At 40.3% G+C, this 18,182-nt stretch carries 10 protein-coding genes; all 10 read left to right on the forward strand.

The window, feature by feature from the left end; translation table 11 throughout:
• A complete protein-coding gene (locus HS960_RS00585; RefSeq protein WP_182330987.1) occupies window positions 1-900 on the forward strand; it encodes a helix-turn-helix domain-containing protein in 900 nt (299 codons plus the stop codon).
• Between the two features lie 832 nt (window positions 901-1,732).
• A complete protein-coding gene (locus tag HS960_RS00590) occupies window positions 1,733-2,329 on the forward strand; it encodes an RNA polymerase sigma factor (protein WP_182330988.1) in 597 nt (198 codons plus the stop codon).
• A gap of 171 nt (window positions 2,330-2,500) precedes the next feature.
• Entirely contained in the window at window positions 2,501-3,529 is a 1,029-nt protein-coding gene (locus HS960_RS00595; RefSeq protein WP_182330989.1) for a FecR family protein, read from the forward strand.
• A gap of 26 nt (window positions 3,530-3,555) precedes the next feature.
• A complete protein-coding gene (locus HS960_RS00600) occupies window positions 3,556-7,116 on the forward strand; it encodes a SusC/RagA family TonB-linked outer membrane protein (RefSeq protein ID WP_182330990.1) in 3,561 nt (1,186 codons plus the stop codon).
• Window positions 7,117-7,126: 10 nt separating this feature from the next.
• Window positions 7,127-8,491: a RagB/SusD family nutrient uptake outer membrane protein gene (locus HS960_RS00605; RefSeq protein WP_182330991.1), complete on the forward strand. Its 1,365-nt coding sequence runs from the start codon at window positions 7,127-7,129 to the stop codon at window positions 8,489-8,491.
• 10 nt (window positions 8,492-8,501) lie between these two features.
• Window positions 8,502-10,505 (forward strand): TlpA family protein disulfide reductase, encoded by a 2,004-nt coding sequence (locus HS960_RS00610; protein ID WP_182330992.1) that lies wholly within the window; start codon window positions 8,502-8,504, stop codon window positions 10,503-10,505.
• A gap of 21 nt (window positions 10,506-10,526) precedes the next feature.
• The gene (locus HS960_RS00615) at window positions 10,527-12,161 is read left to right on the forward strand and encodes a S41 family peptidase (RefSeq protein WP_182330993.1); all 1,635 of its coding nucleotides are present in this window, start codon (window positions 10,527-10,529) and stop codon (window positions 12,159-12,161) included.
• A 28-nt stretch (window positions 12,162-12,189) separates the two neighbouring features.
• The gene (locus tag HS960_RS00620) at window positions 12,190-13,332 is read left to right on the forward strand and encodes a TlpA disulfide reductase family protein (RefSeq protein WP_182330994.1); all 1,143 of its coding nucleotides are present in this window, start codon (window positions 12,190-12,192) and stop codon (window positions 13,330-13,332) included.
• A 466-nt stretch (window positions 13,333-13,798) separates the two neighbouring features.
• A complete protein-coding gene (locus HS960_RS00625) occupies window positions 13,799-16,828 on the forward strand; it encodes a SusC/RagA family TonB-linked outer membrane protein (RefSeq protein ID WP_182330995.1) in 3,030 nt (1,009 codons plus the stop codon).
• A 5-nt stretch (window positions 16,829-16,833) separates the two neighbouring features.
• A complete protein-coding gene (locus HS960_RS00630) occupies window positions 16,834-18,171 on the forward strand; it encodes a RagB/SusD family nutrient uptake outer membrane protein (RefSeq protein WP_182330996.1) in 1,338 nt (445 codons plus the stop codon).
• Window positions 18,172-18,182 lie beyond the last annotated feature (11 nt).

Below are 18,182 nucleotides of genomic sequence, written 5' to 3' on the forward strand. Positions count from 1 at the left end.
ATGGTAAATAAGATAGCAAAACTCACTTTTAAAGACTATTTAAATGAGAAGATCCTAGGTAATTGCTATTATTCGGGACTTCTAGTCTCTAAGTCGACGAAAGCTGAGGTCGTAAATTATTTACGTCAGACGCCAGTACGTTTTGACCATTTGGGGATGTGTTTAGTGAAAAATGGTCGTGTAAAAGTATCCCTCAACTTTGTCGAATATACCCTTGAAGCAAATACACTTTTCTTTTTGTCACCTATGGTGGTTATGCAAGTAATCGATTGTTCGGATGACATTGAGATGCACACACTTTTTACAGAATTTGATCTCTTTCAAAAGGTAGGTTTACCCGTTTACAAAGCATATTCTATGGAAAAGATTGGTCGGGAAAACGATACAATTTTACGGCTTGATACCAGGGATTCAAGCCGTATTTTTGAATATTTTATGAATTTGGAACGACAGAATACAATGGATTCGGAAGCTATGTTCCGTTCGGAAATTATTAAAATGACACTGATGCTTCTGTTTTATGAAATCAGTTCAAAAATTAACGGTAATCTGGCTCGCTCTAGTGCCGGATTTGAGCGTAAAAATCGAATGGTAATGGATTTTTTGAATTTAGCTTCATTGCATTTTAAAACAAATCGCTCTGTACAATATTACGCAGATAGGTTATTTATCTCTAGAAAGCATCTAACTCGTATCGTCAAAGATGTTACAGGACTCGGCCCCAAAGCCATATTAGAAGAAATTGCTATTTCTGAAGCAGTTATTTTGATGAATGTATCAAGTATGTCCGTGAAAGATGTAATGCAGGAACTAAATTTTTCAGATTATGGTACTTTCAGTAAATTCTTTAAGTTACATCTAGGGCAGTCGCCTATGACCTATCGCAATCAAAGTCTTTAACAATCAAGATCAAAAGATGCGGGGAGTAATATTTTTGCGTGTCGGTGATCTGGACTTAAAATTCAAGCCGATGCCAACATTTCAAACTACTTCCATTCCCTAAGTAAACAGGATATTCGAAAAGGCAAAATAGGAGTAGATCAAGCTTATCCTGCCTAAAAAATAACACCTTCGGGACTACTGACTACTTAAGTGAAAATAAATGTAAGTAGATTCCGGTTCTTCCAAAATTTTCTTAACATTTGTATATATTTAAGAAATACCAGCTATAATATGAATTCTAAATCAAAATTGATATTTTTTTTTTATTTTTATTAACTCTAATCTTAATAGTAGCGGCATTTTACGTCACTTTTTCCAATGTAGTCGTTCCATGCTGGAATACATTAATTATCCCTGGGCATATAGTTAAGATCTCCGTCATGACAATACTATCGATTTGGTCAATATGGTTGGGAATAGTTTTCTTGTCAAACATAACCAAATCTCGAATCCGATAGTATATAAATTTATTGTTGATTAGTTGGCCACTGGATAAAACTGGAGATTTCGGGCATTGAGACCATGCGATTCCGAGGCGAATAGACCACTTTAAATAAAAATATAAAAGTAAGTAAAATTCAAATGGTCAAAATTGTCCGGATTAACTAGTCAGCGGTTTTCGAATCTGGATGGTCAACGGTCCTGAAATCTTCAGCTTGGCTAGAGGAAGGCGAATATTCGCTTTTCAGAAGTAGAAATATTGAATCGTATGTTGATAGAAAAAAATTACTAGATTTGAATGTAAATTTTATCTACTTAAACTGAAAAGCAAGAAGTCGCGCATTAATCAATGAACTCCGATCAACAGATTTGGCAAATGTTTCAAGTTGGGCATGAACCATCGTTCAAAATACTTTTTGAACGATACAACCAACTGTTGTTCAATTATGGGTTTAAGTTTACACAAGATGAGGTGATTATCGAGGATAGTATTCAAGAGTTATTTGTTAAATTATGGTGCAACAGAGAGAACTTAAGTACAGATGTTGCGGTCAAAAACTACCTATATAAGGCTTTCCGTCGTACGTTGGTAAAGAAAATCGAGCAATCACTTCGGCGGACAGAAGTGACCAATTCTTCCGTTGATTATTTGCCATTTACCATTGAGCTTCCACATGATCTTACTATAATCCGTCAGGAACGTGCTATGAAGATTCGGGATAGACTCGATCAAGCACTGCAACAGATGACCGCTCGTCAGCGCGAAATTATTCATCTACGTTTTTTTGAAGAATTGCCCTATACAGATATAGCCGAAATAATGGGGCTTTCGACCAAAGACACCTATAAACTATATTACCGCGCGCTGGACAGTTTGAAAAAACACTTTAGCGGGTTTAGTCTTTTGGTACTGCTCTATTTGCTCAACCAGCTACGATATCAATAAATCTTACATCTTACTGTAAGTTTTTCCACAATATATAAAATAACCAGTATTAAATTGTTCTGAATGGCGTTTGCACCTTTTGGGTTGATTTGACTGGCATTGCTATTTTAAAAAAAAATAAAATTTATTGGGGTAAAATTTTTGTGAAGGGTGTAACCTATATAAAACAGTATGAATTCTAGGTTAGCAAAATATAAAGATTATACGGCGACGGACTTTTTTTCGGATGAAGACTTTGCGCAGGCTATGTTTCAGAATGAAGCTGCACAACAGGATTTTTGGCAGGAACTGGGCAATCATTACCCAAATTTGACTGCCGAAATGGAGGTTGCAAGAACGTGGATACTGTTAATTAAAGCACAGAAACCTGTTCAAAGCAGCTTAAATAGTCATCAGCGTTGGACGAACATTCAAAACCAGATTCCAGTTTATGAAAGGAAACAGGGGCAAAAATCGATTATTAGAACAATGCTTCGATGGGCAGCTTCAGCTGCGGCACTGCTGCTTTTTGGAATATTGAGTTATGAAATTAGCCAATTTGGTACAAAAGCGTCTAATACCGCATTTGGTGAACAACGTGAATTAGCATTGCCAGATTCTTCTATTATTAAATTAAATAGTAATTCCCGTATTTCCTATGTACGCAGTTGGAAGACCGATAAACCGCGGGAAGTCTGGTTTGAAGGGGAAGGTATGTTTGAGGTAAAACATACTGCAATTAAAAATCGCCTGCGCGAAAACGATCTCTTTGTGGTGCATGTGGGTAAACTTTCATTGACGGTGTTGGGGACAAAGTTCAATGTGAAGGATCGCCGTGGACGCATCGAAGTGGCCTTGTTTGAAGGGAGCGTACGCGTTCAGGGGCAAAATGGAGAGGATCGTGTACTGGCACCAGGGGAGATGTTCATCTACGACGAAAATTTAAAAACTAATGAGATTGTTTATAATGATGCCAACAAAGTGCTATCCTGGACTCGCGGCGAATTGAGCATTGAACACAGCAACTTAGCCAATATAGTAAGCGTGTTGGAAGATAACTATGGCTACCAAGTCGTAGTTGAAGATCCAGCATTGCTCAATAAGCGGTTTACTGGTGTCATACCCGTAAAAAAGATTGATGACATTCTCTTTGTTATCAAACATACGATGAATGTAAACATTGAAGTGAAAAACAAACAGATTGTAATAAAACCTAACTAAAAACAACTAGTAATCAATCAAAATTTATGAAAACTAAACTTCTTGTGCCTATTGTCTGCCTGATGAGTACCACAGGTAGCTTTGCACAAAAAAGAGCTAGTCTCGGGCAGGCTCTTAGCGAGGTAACTCGCATTTACGGAACCAAATTTTCTTATGAAGAGGGACTAATCCGGGATTCTTTTGTCAACAGTGATCTGATCCCGAAAAATAAGAGAATTCCGGTGGAGACTGTATTGAAAGAACTTCTCTATCCAAACAATTATCTCTTTCTCTACGTTCAAAATAATTATTTTACCATTATTCGTGACAATAGAGATAAGGTAAGTAAAGATGGTAATGACCTGTATTGGAAAACTATCTCTGGATTTGTGAAAGATAGTAAAGGTACACCCTTGGTTGGGGCTACGGTCATATCTGATGGACATGCCGTGCGTTCGGGGGTGACATCAAGTAGCGATGGAAGTTATACACTACGTCTTACAGAACCTGCTGATGCCATTATTTTTTCTTACATGGGTATGGAGCCTCAACGCCGTGTAATTGGTGCTAGCAATCAAATTAATGTGACGATGGAACAGGTCGTCAATGTGTTGGATGATGTTGAAGTGGTGTCTATGGGGTACACTAAAATCCCCAAAGAGACAGCTACCGGTTCATTTGGAAACGTGACGGCCAAACAATTACAGGAAACACCAGCAATCAATATTCTTGAACGAATACAGGGCCTCGTACCGGGGATGTATGTAGATCCACGGACAAATAACATACAGATACGCGGTATAAATAGTTTTGGTACCGGGGGAACTCCAAAAGAACCATTGATCGTAGTCGATGGATTCCCGATGGCAGAAACAGTTGATGCCCAATTTTCGCTTACGAATAAGGGCAATACACAGAGCTCTGGTGGTGCGGTATTAAGCCGAATAAATCCGAACGATATCGAAAGCATAACTGTATTGAAGGATGCTGCGGCATCATCAATCTGGGGAGCCAAAGCTGCAAATGGGGTAATCGTTATTGAAACTAAAAAAGGAAGAGTTACCCCAACATCAATCAATTTTGGTACTTCCTTAAGTATCGCTTCTCCGGCTGATCTTAATAAAATGGACAGGATGTCTTCGTCGCAATATATTGACCTTGAAAAACAATTGGTCGAGGAAGGCTTTATAGCAGACAATATCGAAAAAAATAGCTGGGACGCATTTAATAGTAACAAACCTCACTCTGAATCACTCGAATGGATTTTTCGTTCAATACGGGGGACAGCAACTGAGCAGGAACGCGATGCAGCACTCTCAAGACTTGCATCTACTGATAATCGTAATCAAATCAAAGACTATCTATTGCAGAAAGCGACTTCCCAACAGTATAATCTTTCGATCTCGGGAGGAGCCAATAAGAGCACCTACTTTGTCTCCACCAATTATACAAAAGATGTCCCCGTGTTTCGCGCAAATAAAGCAGAAAGCTTCAATACAACGGCTAATCTTACCAATATGCTTTTCAACGACCGCGTTAAGTTAGCTACCGGTATTACGTATAATTATGGGAATTCCATTGGTAATTCGGCCGTAATCAACGCTCTATCATCAAATATTAGTTCAGGCGGCCTTCTCCCTTATGATCTGTTGAAAGATGAGAACGGAAATAACATACGACGCTATATTCAATTTAGACCTGAGGTCTCGCAGGATTTTGAGAACAAAGGTTATATGGATTGGGCTTATAATCCAATAGAAGAGCTTACTGCTGCAAATTATAATAATCAAAATCATGGGTTGCGGATGCATATGGATATCAATACCAAACTGACCAGTTGGGCAGATCTCTCGGTAATGGGGCAATGGCAGCGGCAGCTGAACAACACGGAAAATGTTGACGGGGTAAATAGTTATAGCCAGAGAAATCAGATCAATATCGGTACTACGTTCAATGCTAATGGAAATTATGTATATGGCTATCCGATGGGAGGTCGATTGGGCATTCAAAATTATAATGGCTCCCAGTACGTTTTCCGTTCGCAGCTGAATATCAACAAAGCTTTTGGCAGGTCTATGGAGCATAATTTGAATTTTCTCGCCGGTGCCGAATGGAAACAGAATAATTACCGGTCATCCGGAGATAACTATTTAGGATTCAACGCTGATACCTATTCATTTGCCGTTATAAATCCAAGAGGAAGTTACTCGACGATTTATGGTTGGGATAATTATTTCAGTTCCAATGCTGCTATTGCAAAGAATAGAAACCGAGCGTTATCTTACTATTCCAATGGCGCTTTTTCGGCCTTTAACGGTAAATATGTACTTTCTGGAAGCATTCGATTTGATGATTTTACGCTAGTTGGTGCTTCTAAGAGTGAGCGCGGTAAGCCACTTTGGTCTGTAGGTGGAAAATGGGATGTTAAAAAAGAAAACTTCTTAAAGGCATCGACATGGGTAGATGCTTTGGGGATTCGTATGACCTACGGAGTCAACGGTATTTTGCCAACAGGTGCAAATAGGGTAGTTGTTATCAATACAAGTAATGATAACATTACAAATGAAGTAACGGCAGAAATTGTATCTCCTGCTAATAGTCAGATTAGCTGGGAAAAAGTCCATACACTAAATATTGGCGTAGATTACGGCATCTGGCAAAACAGACTACAGTTTAACGTAGATTATTATACGAAGAAATCTTCTGATATTATTTATGATTTTCCGTTCAACCCAACCTATGGCTGGACGCGTCTGAAATTTAATAGCTCGACAATGTCCGGGCAAGGTGTTGATTTAGGCTTAAGGGCTGTTTGGTTGCAATCTAAGGTGAAATGGAATACATTATTCAATTTTGGTTATAATACCAATAAAGTCACAGATTCGCGTTTCAGCAATCCGACTCGGGTGCTTGACTATATCAATGGAACTATTCCGATTGTCGGAAATTCAATAGATTATGTCTATGCCTACCGATGGGCAGGATTAGATAATCAAGGACGTTCGCAGGTATACAAACAAAATGGAGAAATTGTCAATGCTGATGCACCTGCTACAGCTATTTCACCCGAAGACCTTGTGAAAGTGGGGCGTACCACACCGCCCTATTTTGGTGGACTATTCAATACATTCTCCTATCGTAATTTCACCTTGGGAGTTCGTATAACCTACGAATTGAGACATGTATTTAGACGACTTTCCGTACAAAACTATCCAGATTATGCTCCCTATTCTGGAGTCATCGGTCTTCAGTCTGATTTAGCAAAGAGATGGCGTCAACCTGGAGATGAGGCTTTCACAAACGTACCAGGGTTGAGTAAGCAAGGATACCAATACAATAGTTTGTCCCGTTATGCCAATTCGGATGCGTTGGTAATCAGTGGTAGTAATGTTCGCTTGCAACAGATTGATCTAGGTTATAGTTTTCCATTCAAAACCTTGGAACATACACCGTTTAAATCTGTAAACGTAAATGCGAGTGTTCGCAATCTGGGCTTACTTTGGCGAAAAAATAAAGATGGAATTGATCCAAGTTATCGGACATTGAATAGTTATTCAAATCTTCCGCCCTCACCAACGTATTTTATGAGTCTAAACCTATCTTTTTAAACCTGAAATCATGAAAATCAAAAATATTATCCTCTATAGCCTACTATCCTCGAGCGTATTATTGGCAGCTTCATGTCGGAAATTTGTAGAAGTAGATCAGTATGATAAACGTACCCTGAAGACAACCGACGATTTTCGTTATCTTCTCAACAATAAGGGTAACTTTGAAAGTTCGTATATACTGCCACTTATCACAAGTGATAATATCGCTGCGGAAGTCCCAACTACAGCTTCATTGGCCTGGGGCGAGAATTACCAAAGAGCTTATATCTGGAATGACTATTTCTATGTAGACAATCAGCAAGATGTAGCCTGGAATAATCTGTATAAACAGATTTACATTGCCAATGAAATTCTTGACGGGGTGATGGAAAGCCAAAATGGCACAACGTCACAAAAGCTTGCTGTAGCTGCTGAAGCTCGTGTTCATCGCGCGTTTGCCTATTTTTCTTTAGCCAATCAGTATGCCCAAGTATATGACCCCACAAAGGCCGAAAGCCAACCCGGATTACCATTATTGCTGAAAGCAGATCTTTTTGAAAACCTAAGTCGTGTGTCGCTAGCTCGGATTTATGAACAGATGATCACAGATTTAAGTTTGGCTACGGAAAATCTACCTAATTATCCGACTTTTAATTACCATCCTTCCAAAATCGCCGCTTATGCCTTGTTATCAAGAGTATACTTGACAATGCGTAATTTTGAAGAAGCAGGTAGATATGCCGACTTGGCCTTAGCTTTAGATCCTACAGTGTATAATCTGGAGGACTACGTTTCAGGCTCCTATCCTCGGTTGATTGATGATAAGGAAGTACTCTTGTCAAAGTTAAGCTCAGGATTTATACGCGGTCCGATAAATCCTGAACTTATCGCACTGTACAAAGCTGATGATCTTCGGCTGAAATTATTCATTGGTACCGATGTCAATACCTACAAAGGATCGGTATACATCAAACCTTTATTTAATAACCCTTATTATTACAACTCTTATGTAGGTTTGAATAGCCCTGAAATAATTCTAAATCGGGCAGAGGTATACGCTCGTCAAAATAATGTAGCCAAAGTAGTCGAATTGCTAAATCTATTGCGCAAGAAGCGTTTTGCAGCCAGTAAATACATCGCACTTTCACCGACAGATATCAGTGGTGACTTACTACAGTCGGTCGTCGACGAGCGTCGTCGCGAATTTGTTGGAACGGATCTACGTTGGTACGACATGCGCCGCCTTACGTTGGATGGTAATTATTTTAAACCTGTTAGCCGTACGTTAAATGGACAGACTTATACCTTGACGGCTTCAAGCCCACGTTTGATATACCCCATTAACCAGGAAGTGTTGACTCTTAATCCTGAAATTGGCCAAAACCCCAGATAATTTATATAAGATGAAAAAACAGATGATCTTTTTAGTACTGTTGTTTGTCCAGGCTGTGTTATATGCGCAGCCTCGATTTGACAGCAGCGTTTTCAAACCGGCAAAACCCCAAACGACAGCGCCTGTTCAGGTGGTCTACAGCGCCAAAGACAAGGATCTTGAATTTAGTGATGCAATACATGCGACATTCTTTTTGTTTGAAGATTTTGACTGGAAGCAGATAAGCCTTTCCATGCAGAAAAATGCGACAGGGCTATGGACAGTAGCGGTACCGGTTAAACCGACGACGGCTTTTATAGCAGTAAAATTCTACCAGGGAGAAGCTGATCACCCGGATGCAATTGACAACAATCAGGATCGTGGCTATGCTATTGCTCTAGTCGATGGAAAAGGAAATTCCGTAGAGGGGGCATATTTGGGAGAAGCTGCTTTTCAGGTACCTACAATAGCTGGTGGTGGAATCTTTTCATATTATAGTAGTCAGCCCCCTGCGTTGCCAGCTGCCTATCTGAAAGGATTAGCTGAAAAAGAATTTGCTTTGTCGGGAAATCGTTACCTGCGGTATTTTCAGCCTTTTATGAACTTACAAAAATTGGCTTTGGAGGGCGCGTTTCCGGCATACGCCAAGAAGTTGATAAACGATGAACTTAAACAAAAGGATATCTCTGATCAAAACCTTAACCAACTCTATAGTTTTGCGAGCGTGCGGCTTCAGGATAGAGCCTTGACCCAATTGATCGAGCAGCGTGTAAACACCGACTTTCCAACTGGTGCGACGGCCCGGTTTATCGCTTACAGCAATACCATGGGAAGCAGTCCAAACAAAGCGGAGGTAATTGCTTCGTATGAGAATTTTTTACAACGTTTTCCTGTTCAGCAATGGCGTCAGCATCCCAACGGTCAGGGGTTTATCTATTATGCAGTATACCGTGGACTGGGATCGGCTTACTTCGACTCCAAACAACTTGACAAGTTTGCGAAACTGTATGACGATATCGATTTCCGTACAGGAAACGAATTGATGCGCTGGAATATCATGCGTGCATATATGTTTAAAATGGTTGGTAAAGATAGCCTTTATCAAGTATCAGAAGCAATTCTGCCCAAATTGATCGCGCGTAAAGGAGACAACTCCTATCAGGAAGATTTTGATCGGCAGACACAGGCAGATTCCAATGTCGTTAAAAATTTGGATGACCGTCTTTTTACCCATATTTCTTTATTAAATGATCTCAAAAAGTATCAAGAAGCCAGAAAATATTTCTTGCTGCTTTCCGAAGATGGTAAATACAATAATGCCGAACTCAATGAAATTAATCTTCAGGTGCTGGACGGTTTAGGCGATGACAAACAAATCTTACCCTTACTCGAGATGAGTGCAAGATACAATGCAATGACACCACGTATGTTTGATAAGCTCAAAGCAATTTATTTAAAAGGACATGATGGTGATGAGGCTGCTTATCAAACTTACTTGGCGGGATTAAAATCCAAGGAGGAAAAAGCTGCAATACAGGCCTATGTGGATCACAATTGGGTCAATCATCCTATGCCAGATTTTCGATTGGAAACTGCCGAAGGACTGTTTATTACACCAGAAGATTGGAAAGATAAAATTGTTGTTGTGGATTTTTGGGCTACCTGGTGCCGCCCATGTATTATGGCTTTTCCTGGGATGCAGCTCTTGGTCGACAAGTATGCGCAGGATAAACATGTTGCCATCTATATGTTAGGTACCATGCAGACCGGAAATTATAAAGATAAATCAGTGAACTATGTTCGTGGAGAAGGTTTTCGATTCAATTTGTTGCATGATTCCGTCAATCCAAAGACGAATGAGCAGGATTTGGTGTTCAAACAATTGGTACCTCTATTCGGCGATTCATCTATTCCGCGAAAAATCATTGTGAAAAATGGTCGGGTGCGTTATTGCTCGGGAGGTTACTCAGGAAGCCCCAGCAAATTGATGGACGAACTTTCCCTGGCTATCGAAATACTTAAAAACGAAAAATAGACTATTAAAATATTAGATAATATGAATAGGAAAGCAACGACCTTACTCGTCGGCATGTTTGGTCTGGGATTGTCCTTACAGGCTCAAATGAATCCAAAGTATAAATTTGAGGAAGCACTGAAGCTTATTCAGCAGAATTATGTCGATCAGGTCAACGAAGAACATCTGGTGGATGCGGCTATCAAAGCGATGATATCGGATTTAGATCCACATTCCCGCTATACAAGTCGTGAAGAGGCTGAACAGATGCGTGTCGCCATGAGTGGAAGCTTTGCTGGGATAGGCATTCAGTTTCTAAAAACAAAAGAGCAGACTTTTGTCACCAAAGTCAATCCTGATGGACCTGCCATGCGTGCAGGAATACGTGTCGGTGATCAGATCCAAGGGATAGACGGAGAAAGCATTCTTGAGCAAAAATGGGGCAATAAGGAGATTATGGAAAAATTGCGCGGTGAAAAAGACGTGCCAGTACTCCTTACAATTGCGTCTCCGGGAAGCAAGGAAAGCAAGAATATTAGTATTGTTCGCGAAAATATATTGGAGAGATCGGTTCGAGAAAGTTATATGGTAGATCAGGAGATCGGTTACATTGCGCTTTCAGTTTTTAATAGAACTACACGTCAGGAGATTGATGCTGCTCTAAAAAATCTGAAAGAACAAGGAATGAAAAAGCTGATCCTTGATTTGCAGAGCAATGGTGGAGGCTATGTCGAATCTGCAATTGGTGTTGCCGATGAGTTTTTGCCTAAGGAGAAAATTGTCTTTTACTCAGTGCCCAACGAAGGAGGAAAAGACTATTACTTTACGGGCGGATTTGGCCAGTTCTACGAAGGACATCTTGCGGTCCTTATTGACGAAGCTACTGCTTCATCCAGTGAAATTGTCACTGGCGCGCTTCAAGATTGGGATCGTGCTGTGATCATCGGCCGCCGTAGTTTCGGAAAAGGACTGATGCAAAAACCGGTAGCCCTATCGGATGGCTCAGAAATGCAGCTTACAGGTGCGCGTTACTATACCCCATCAGGACGTTCTATTCAAAAGCCCTACAATAAAGGGAAGGATGATTATTTCCAGGATTTTAACCGTCGAATGGAATCAAAAGAATTATTGGAAGAAGGACATATTTCATTTCCGGACTCTTTAAAATACACGACACTTGGAAATAAAAGGATTGTTTTTGGTGGTGGTGGAATTATGCCAGATCGTTTTGTTCCCATAGATACCAATGAATATAGTACGTGGATGACACAACTGATGAACAGTGGGCTTGTTGCCAAAGGTGGATTTGAGTTTGTCCAACAAAATCGTGAGGCTCTGCTCAAAGCGTATCCAGACTTCGAAGCATTCAACATAAGGTTTAAAGTTCCAAAAGAAGTACACCAGCAACTGATCACTGCCGCAAACAAAATTGCTGTAGCAATTCCACCTCCACAACAGCTTGACGCGCATGCTACTATTGATGTTGAATTTAAAGCACAAGTAGGTTCATTATTATATACTGGCGGTGATTACATGGCCCGGGTCCGGAACGAATCCAACCAAAGTTTTAAAGAAGCATTGTCTGTACTACGGGATGAAAAACTTTACAAACAATTATTACAGACAGGAACGGTCGGACAGCCTGCTAAAAACAGTCTGACGAAATTAGTGAAATAGATTTTTGAACGAGAAAAACTAAATAATTATGAAAAATATGAAATGGGCGCTAGCATTAGCTTGCGTATTGCCAGTATTAGGATATGCACAACAAAATTATACACTGCAAGGAGCAGTGGGCAAGTTAGACAAACCTGCGAAAGCATATCTGCGTCTTAATTATGACGGAAAAGAACGCATTGATTCCGTAGATATGAAAAACGGAAAATTTGAATTTAAGGGAAGCATCCCTTCCCCGATGGAAGCGCATTTACGTATTATTCACGATAATGCTCCTTTTGACCCTGCTAAACCACCGAAACAAGACATTCTTCCTTTTTTTATTGAATCAGCGACGATCAAATTTGTAGCGGCAGATTCAATTAAACATGCAAAAATCTCTGGATCCCCTTTAAATACAGAAAATGAACGGGTAAATACGATGTTGAAACCGATATACGATCAATATGAGGTTTTAAATAACGAATATAAAGCTAAGTCGCTCGCAGATCAGCAAGATCCTAAATATATCAAGACATTGGAGGATCGCGCGAATGCGATACAGCAACAGACCATCGATGCAAAATTGGACTATGTGGCTAAAAATCCTAAAAGCTATATGGCTTTAATGGCTTTTAATTCTACTTTGCCCCCTGAGTTTGATGCGCTCAAAGCCGAAAAGATATTTGCTACGCTAGATCCTAGTCTGCAGAATTCGATCCTAGGAAAGGACTTGGCCAAACGAATAGCCTTGGTCAAAAAAACAAGCGAGGGGGTAGAAGCCCAGGATTTTACACAGCCCGATGTTAATGGTAAGCCTGTGAAATTATCCGATTACCGTGGCAAGTACGTGCTGATTGATTTTTGGGCATCCTGGTGTGCACCATGTCGACGTGAAAACCCAAATTTGGTTAAATCCTATGCTAAATACCAAAAACAAGGATTTGAAATTCTAGGAGTATCCATGGATAAGGCCGCCGATAAGGCGAAATGGTTGAAAGCAATTGAGGATGATGGCCTCTCTTGGAAGCAGGTCGGGGATCTCAAAGGTTGGGAAAATGAAGCTGGAGTCATGTATGATGTCAAGGCTATTCCCATGAATTTCTTGGTAGACCCTAATGGTAAAATCATTGCGAAATATTTACGTGGTGAAGAATTGGATAAAAAATTGGCGGAAATTTTTTCCAAATAGTTTTCCAATATGCGTGAATCCTTACCTGGGTTGGCTTATATTCGGTTAGAAAGAGAAGGCTGTCATTGAGTACAGCCTTTCTTTTTGATTTTAATGCAGTCTATATGTGTCGAATCTTTGTGTCTTGCAATATGTTGTAGAACTATATAATCTTCAGTTATTTAAATAAAGTCTATTAAAATAGTAGTCTTTGTAAAAAATATTTTTATATTAGCATCGTTCGTTTCAATTGGCGTTGGCAACGATAGAATCTAAACCATTAATAAAACGTATGAAAAATTTACATCAAACCCGATTTTCTTCTCTTCGTGCAATATTTGATTTTGTTAATCACTATTGTATTCCCCACCGAATGTGTACCTAAACTGACAAAGGGAAGTAAATAACCTCCCCTTGATTTAATAAGCAAATAACAAGTTCAATTGGCGTTGGCACTTGCAGTATTCACTATCAAACACCCAAAACTATGAAATATCGTAGAGTATTTTCGTACTCGCTTTCTATTTTTTTTATCTGGGCCTCTATCGCAGCAGTGTGGGCTCAAGAAACAAAACCGATTATCAATGCTTCTCTTTCGGGAACGGTAATTGATGCCGCGACAAAAGAGCCCATAGAAGGTGCCACCGTTCAGCTGGAAGCAGTAACTCATAGCGTGAAAACAGACCGAAAAGGGAAATTCTCCTTTGTAACAGGACAAAAATTGCCGTTTAAGATAATCGTTACTTCGGTTGGTTATACAACTCAAAACCTTGTCATTGAAACGTCTCCGGCAATAATTGAACTAAATAGAGCCATTGAAAGTTTGGATGAAGTCGTTGTTGTTGGGTATACAACTATAGCGAAAAAAAATCTTATTGGTGCCGTGGATCGGGTATCTCAACAAGCTGTAAAAGACATCCCCACAGGCAGTTTTGATGCACAGCTCCAAGGGAAGGTGGCTGGCATGCAGGTTGCGGCCAGTTCAGGAATACCAGGAGATGCATTGCACGTCCGTCTGCGGGGCGCAACCTCTATCAATGCAGACAATAATCCTTTGTACGTCATCGATGGTGTATTTCTAAATTCAGAGAGCCTCCAAACAATCAATACAGGAGGCAAGGCCACATCTCCCATTGCAGATCTGAGCCCTTCGGACATCGAATATGTTGAAGTACTGAAAGACGCTGAAGCAACTGCTCTGTATGGATCACGGGGTGCTAACGGTGTTATTTTAATTACAACCAAACGAGGAAAAAACGCACAATCGGCAAAGATTGACATCAACCTTTACGCAGGAAGCGCAAAAGCCGCCAAACTGTGGGAATTAACCTCAGGCCCCGAACACGCCGAACTCGTAAATGAGTATTTTAGAAATATTGGTCAAGCTGAACCATTTAGGCCTGTTGCAGACGGCGGGAGAGGATTACCTTCTGAACAACAGACGTACGATAGGCTTTCGGAAGCTTTTCGGACCGCTGGTGTATATAATGCAGATCTATCTGTCTATGGAGGAAGCGACAATACAGCTTACTATTTGAGCGCCGGGTATAACAAACAAGAATCCATCTTAAAACCAATATCTTTTGATCGAGCTAACTTTCGTTTTAACATAGACCAGAAGATAAACAATAAACTTAAAATAGGATCGAGTAATGGTATTTCTAGGACGGGACGTAACCAAGGTCGTGCAGGGGATGGGCCTCAAGGAGGTATTTTACAGGCAGCTTTGCATACGCCGACCTATCTATCACCCTACAATGACCAAGGTGTTCTGGTCGGTAGAGCCGGATTTGACAATCTAACGCTGTTATTAGAGAATTATGATGTGGGATCAACAAGTTTGCGCTACATCGGAAATGTTTATGGTGAGTATCAGATCACACCAGCATTGAAGTTTCGTTCGACATTTAGTGTGGATTATAACAATTACAATGAACACGAGTACTGGAATAAATTGCTAATCGCTGGAAGTGGTGTAAATGGATTGGCCACTTCTGCAATTTCACAAGCAACAACCTGGATCAATGAACAAACATTGACATACCGGAAAAAATTAGGCTCCCGCCATACCATTGGCGCATTGTTGGGAAATACGTTACAGGGTAGTTATTTTTCGCTCACCTCAGCAGAAGGTCGGGGCTTTGCAACAAATGACTTTAAACTAATCAATACCGCTGCTACAACAACAGGTAACCAAGACTGGGACCAATACAAGCTGGCATCCTTTTTCGGAAGGGTAGATTATGCCTTTGATGACAAATATTTATTGGATCTTTCCTTACGCGCAGATGGGTCTTCAAAGTTTAATAAAGGATATCAATGGGGTTATTTTCCGGCAATCGGTGCTGCTTGGCGCTTAAGTAAAGAAAGCTTTTTACAAGATGTTGCTTTCTTGGATGACCTTAAGCTAAAAACCAGTTATGGTCTCACAGGAAATCAAAATGGCATCAATTCCTTTGCTTCAAGGCAATTGTGGTCAGGTGTAGGGTCGTCGTACCGAGGAGTTGCTGGAGTTTTTCCTGAACAATTGGCCAACCAGCAGCTTAGCTGGGAGACTACATCTCAATTTAATATCGGTTTGGATGCGGCTTTACTGAACAATAGATTAACTGCAGCACTAAACTACTATTACAAATATACAAAAGACGGATTATTGACGGAAGTGTTACCTGGAACCACAGGTTTTGGCAATTTTACGAATAATGCTGTAGAGATCAGTAATAAAGGTTTTGAGTTGAGCATTAGCTCGTTAAATCTTAGAAGTGATGTCTTTTCTTGGAGCACCTCCTTTAATATTGCCCGAAATATAAACAAGATCGAGAAATTAGCGACACCTCAAAATTATGGTAGTAGAGACCTTATTCAATTCAAGGAAGGATATCCAATGTATTCTTTTTGGTTATACAATCAATTGTATGTCGATCCGCAAACAGGAAATGCCGTGTACGAAGATGTGGACGGAGACGGACGTATAACAACTGGAGACAGGCAGATTTTGGGTAGCATCTGGCCAGATTATTTCGGGGGATTAAGTAATGATTTTTCCTATAAAAATTTTGATCTGAGTACATTCTTTACATTCTCAATAGGCAACAAAATATATAATCACAATAGATTCTTCGGAGAAGCCGGCGGTGCTAGAGATGCTGCGCGGGTCATTTTTAAATCTAATCTCGACCGGTGGCAAGAGCCTGGGGATATCACCGATGTTCCGCGTTCTGATGGAGTCAATAATAATAATTACAAAGATGGTGGTGGTAGATGGCTCGAAGACGGCTCTTATCTGAGATTCAGAACATTAAGTTTAGGGTACAATTTCACCTCGAAGAGCTTAGGAAAATCGCCATTTTCAAAGTTGAGAATCTATGTGCAGGCAACCAATTTATTCACGATTACGAAATACACGGGGCTTGACCCCGAATCGGCAGCAAACAGCGCAGCAAATCAACAAGGAATTGATTTGGGAACCCCGCCTCAGCCCAGAAGTTTCCAGCTAGGTGTTAATTTAACTTTATAAGCGTCATGAGAACAAAATTTATTTACATATTTTACCTCCTCTTATTTACAAACTGTTCTTCGTTCTTAGAGGTTGACCCCAAGTCGTCTATATCGGGAGATGGCATCATCAAAGACGAAACATCCGCCAATGCAGCTATTAGTGGGGTGTATGATGCATTGAGAAGTTACTACAGTGTAAATTATCAATCTATTGCTTATTTATCGGGTGATAATGTTCAATGGACAGGGTCACAGTCACAAATACAGGAGTTTATCAACCATAAAGTCAATCCAGAGAATGGAACAATAGCATCTACCTGGAATGGGATTTACACAACGATAAATCGTGCGAATAACGTCATTCGCGCAATTGCGAGTTATGAAGGCGATGGAATACCGACAGCCGTCAAGGATAAGGTGTTGGGACAAGCATATGCCATCCGGGGATTGGCCTATTTTGATTTGGTGCGTGTCTGGGGTGGAGTTCCATTAATTAAGGAACCGACAGCGAAAGTAGGCGATAATATCGGTATCGCACGTAGTACAGTTGAACAGACGTATCAGCAAATTCTTGATGACCTCAACTTGGCCGAAGGCCTTTTAACAAGCACAACAGATCGATTTGCTTTTACAAAAAAAACCGTATGGGCTTTAAAGGCCCGATACTATCTCTATCAGAAGAATTGGGAGAAAGCGAGAGATTACGCAAAATTATTGATCGATGACCAATCCGATTATGAATTAATAGCTCCTTATTATGCCTTTTTTAAAAATGACGTTACCGGAACCAGAGAATCGGTATTCGAACTATTTTACAGTATCAACGAACCAAATCCGCACAGGGCTCAATGGCAACCGCAAACGAATGGAGGTACAAGACAATGGGCTCCTAGTGACCCGCTGATTGCCTTATTGACAAATACGAGTACAGCGGGCGCGCGGAGTGTATTAATAGCTAAGGATAACCAAAATCGTTGGTACGGTGATTTATATTACAGAAGTTCAGGTGCCGATCCGACTTATGTCATCCGAATTGCTGAACTCTATCTTATTCGAGCTGAAGCCTATGCTGAATTAAACGAATATAATCTGGCCTTGGCGGATCTCAATAAAGTTAGAAAACGAGCTTTGCTTCCAGATAATTTATTCACAACCAGTAAAAGTAATCTCTTGCTATGGATTGAGAACGAACGCCGTCTTGAATTCGCTTTTGAGGCACATCGATGGTTTGATTTGGTTCGGACAGGTAGAGCACAGCAGGTATTGGGAATAGGCGAATCATTCCGGTTGTTGTTGCCCATCCCATATAGTCAGATTCTCGCCGATCCGGCACTGAAACAAAATCCAGGTTATTCATCCTAAATATTGACATC

This window comes from Sphingobacterium paramultivorum (genome assembly GCF_014109745.1).
Classification (GTDB): domain Bacteria; phylum Bacteroidota; class Bacteroidia; order Sphingobacteriales; family Sphingobacteriaceae; genus Sphingobacterium; species Sphingobacterium paramultivorum.

Bases quoted from the DNA above. Each gene is read 5' to 3' on its own strand.
- HS960_RS00585 (WP_182330987.1), top strand. From the start codon at position 1: ATGGTAAATAAGATAGCAAAACTCACTTTTAAAGACTATTTAAATGAG.
- HS960_RS00590 (WP_182330988.1), top strand. From the start codon at position 1,733: ATGAACTCCGATCAACAGATTTGGCAAATGTTTCAAGTTGGGCATGAA.
- HS960_RS00595 (WP_182330989.1), top strand. From the start codon at position 2,501: ATGAATTCTAGGTTAGCAAAATATAAAGATTATACGGCGACGGACTTT.
- HS960_RS00600 (WP_182330990.1), top strand. From the start codon at position 3,556: ATGAAAACTAAACTTCTTGTGCCTATTGTCTGCCTGATGAGTACCACA.
- HS960_RS00605 (WP_182330991.1), top strand. From the start codon at position 7,127: ATGAAAATCAAAAATATTATCCTCTATAGCCTACTATCCTCGAGCGTA.
- HS960_RS00610 (WP_182330992.1), top strand. From the start codon at position 8,502: ATGAAAAAACAGATGATCTTTTTAGTACTGTTGTTTGTCCAGGCTGTG.
- HS960_RS00615 (WP_182330993.1), top strand. From the start codon at position 10,527: ATGAATAGGAAAGCAACGACCTTACTCGTCGGCATGTTTGGTCTGGGA.
- HS960_RS00620 (WP_182330994.1), top strand. From the start codon at position 12,190: ATGAAAAATATGAAATGGGCGCTAGCATTAGCTTGCGTATTGCCAGTA.
- HS960_RS00625 (WP_182330995.1), top strand. From the start codon at position 13,799: ATGAAATATCGTAGAGTATTTTCGTACTCGCTTTCTATTTTTTTTATC.
- HS960_RS00630 (WP_182330996.1), top strand. From the start codon at position 16,834: ATGAGAACAAAATTTATTTACATATTTTACCTCCTCTTATTTACAAAC.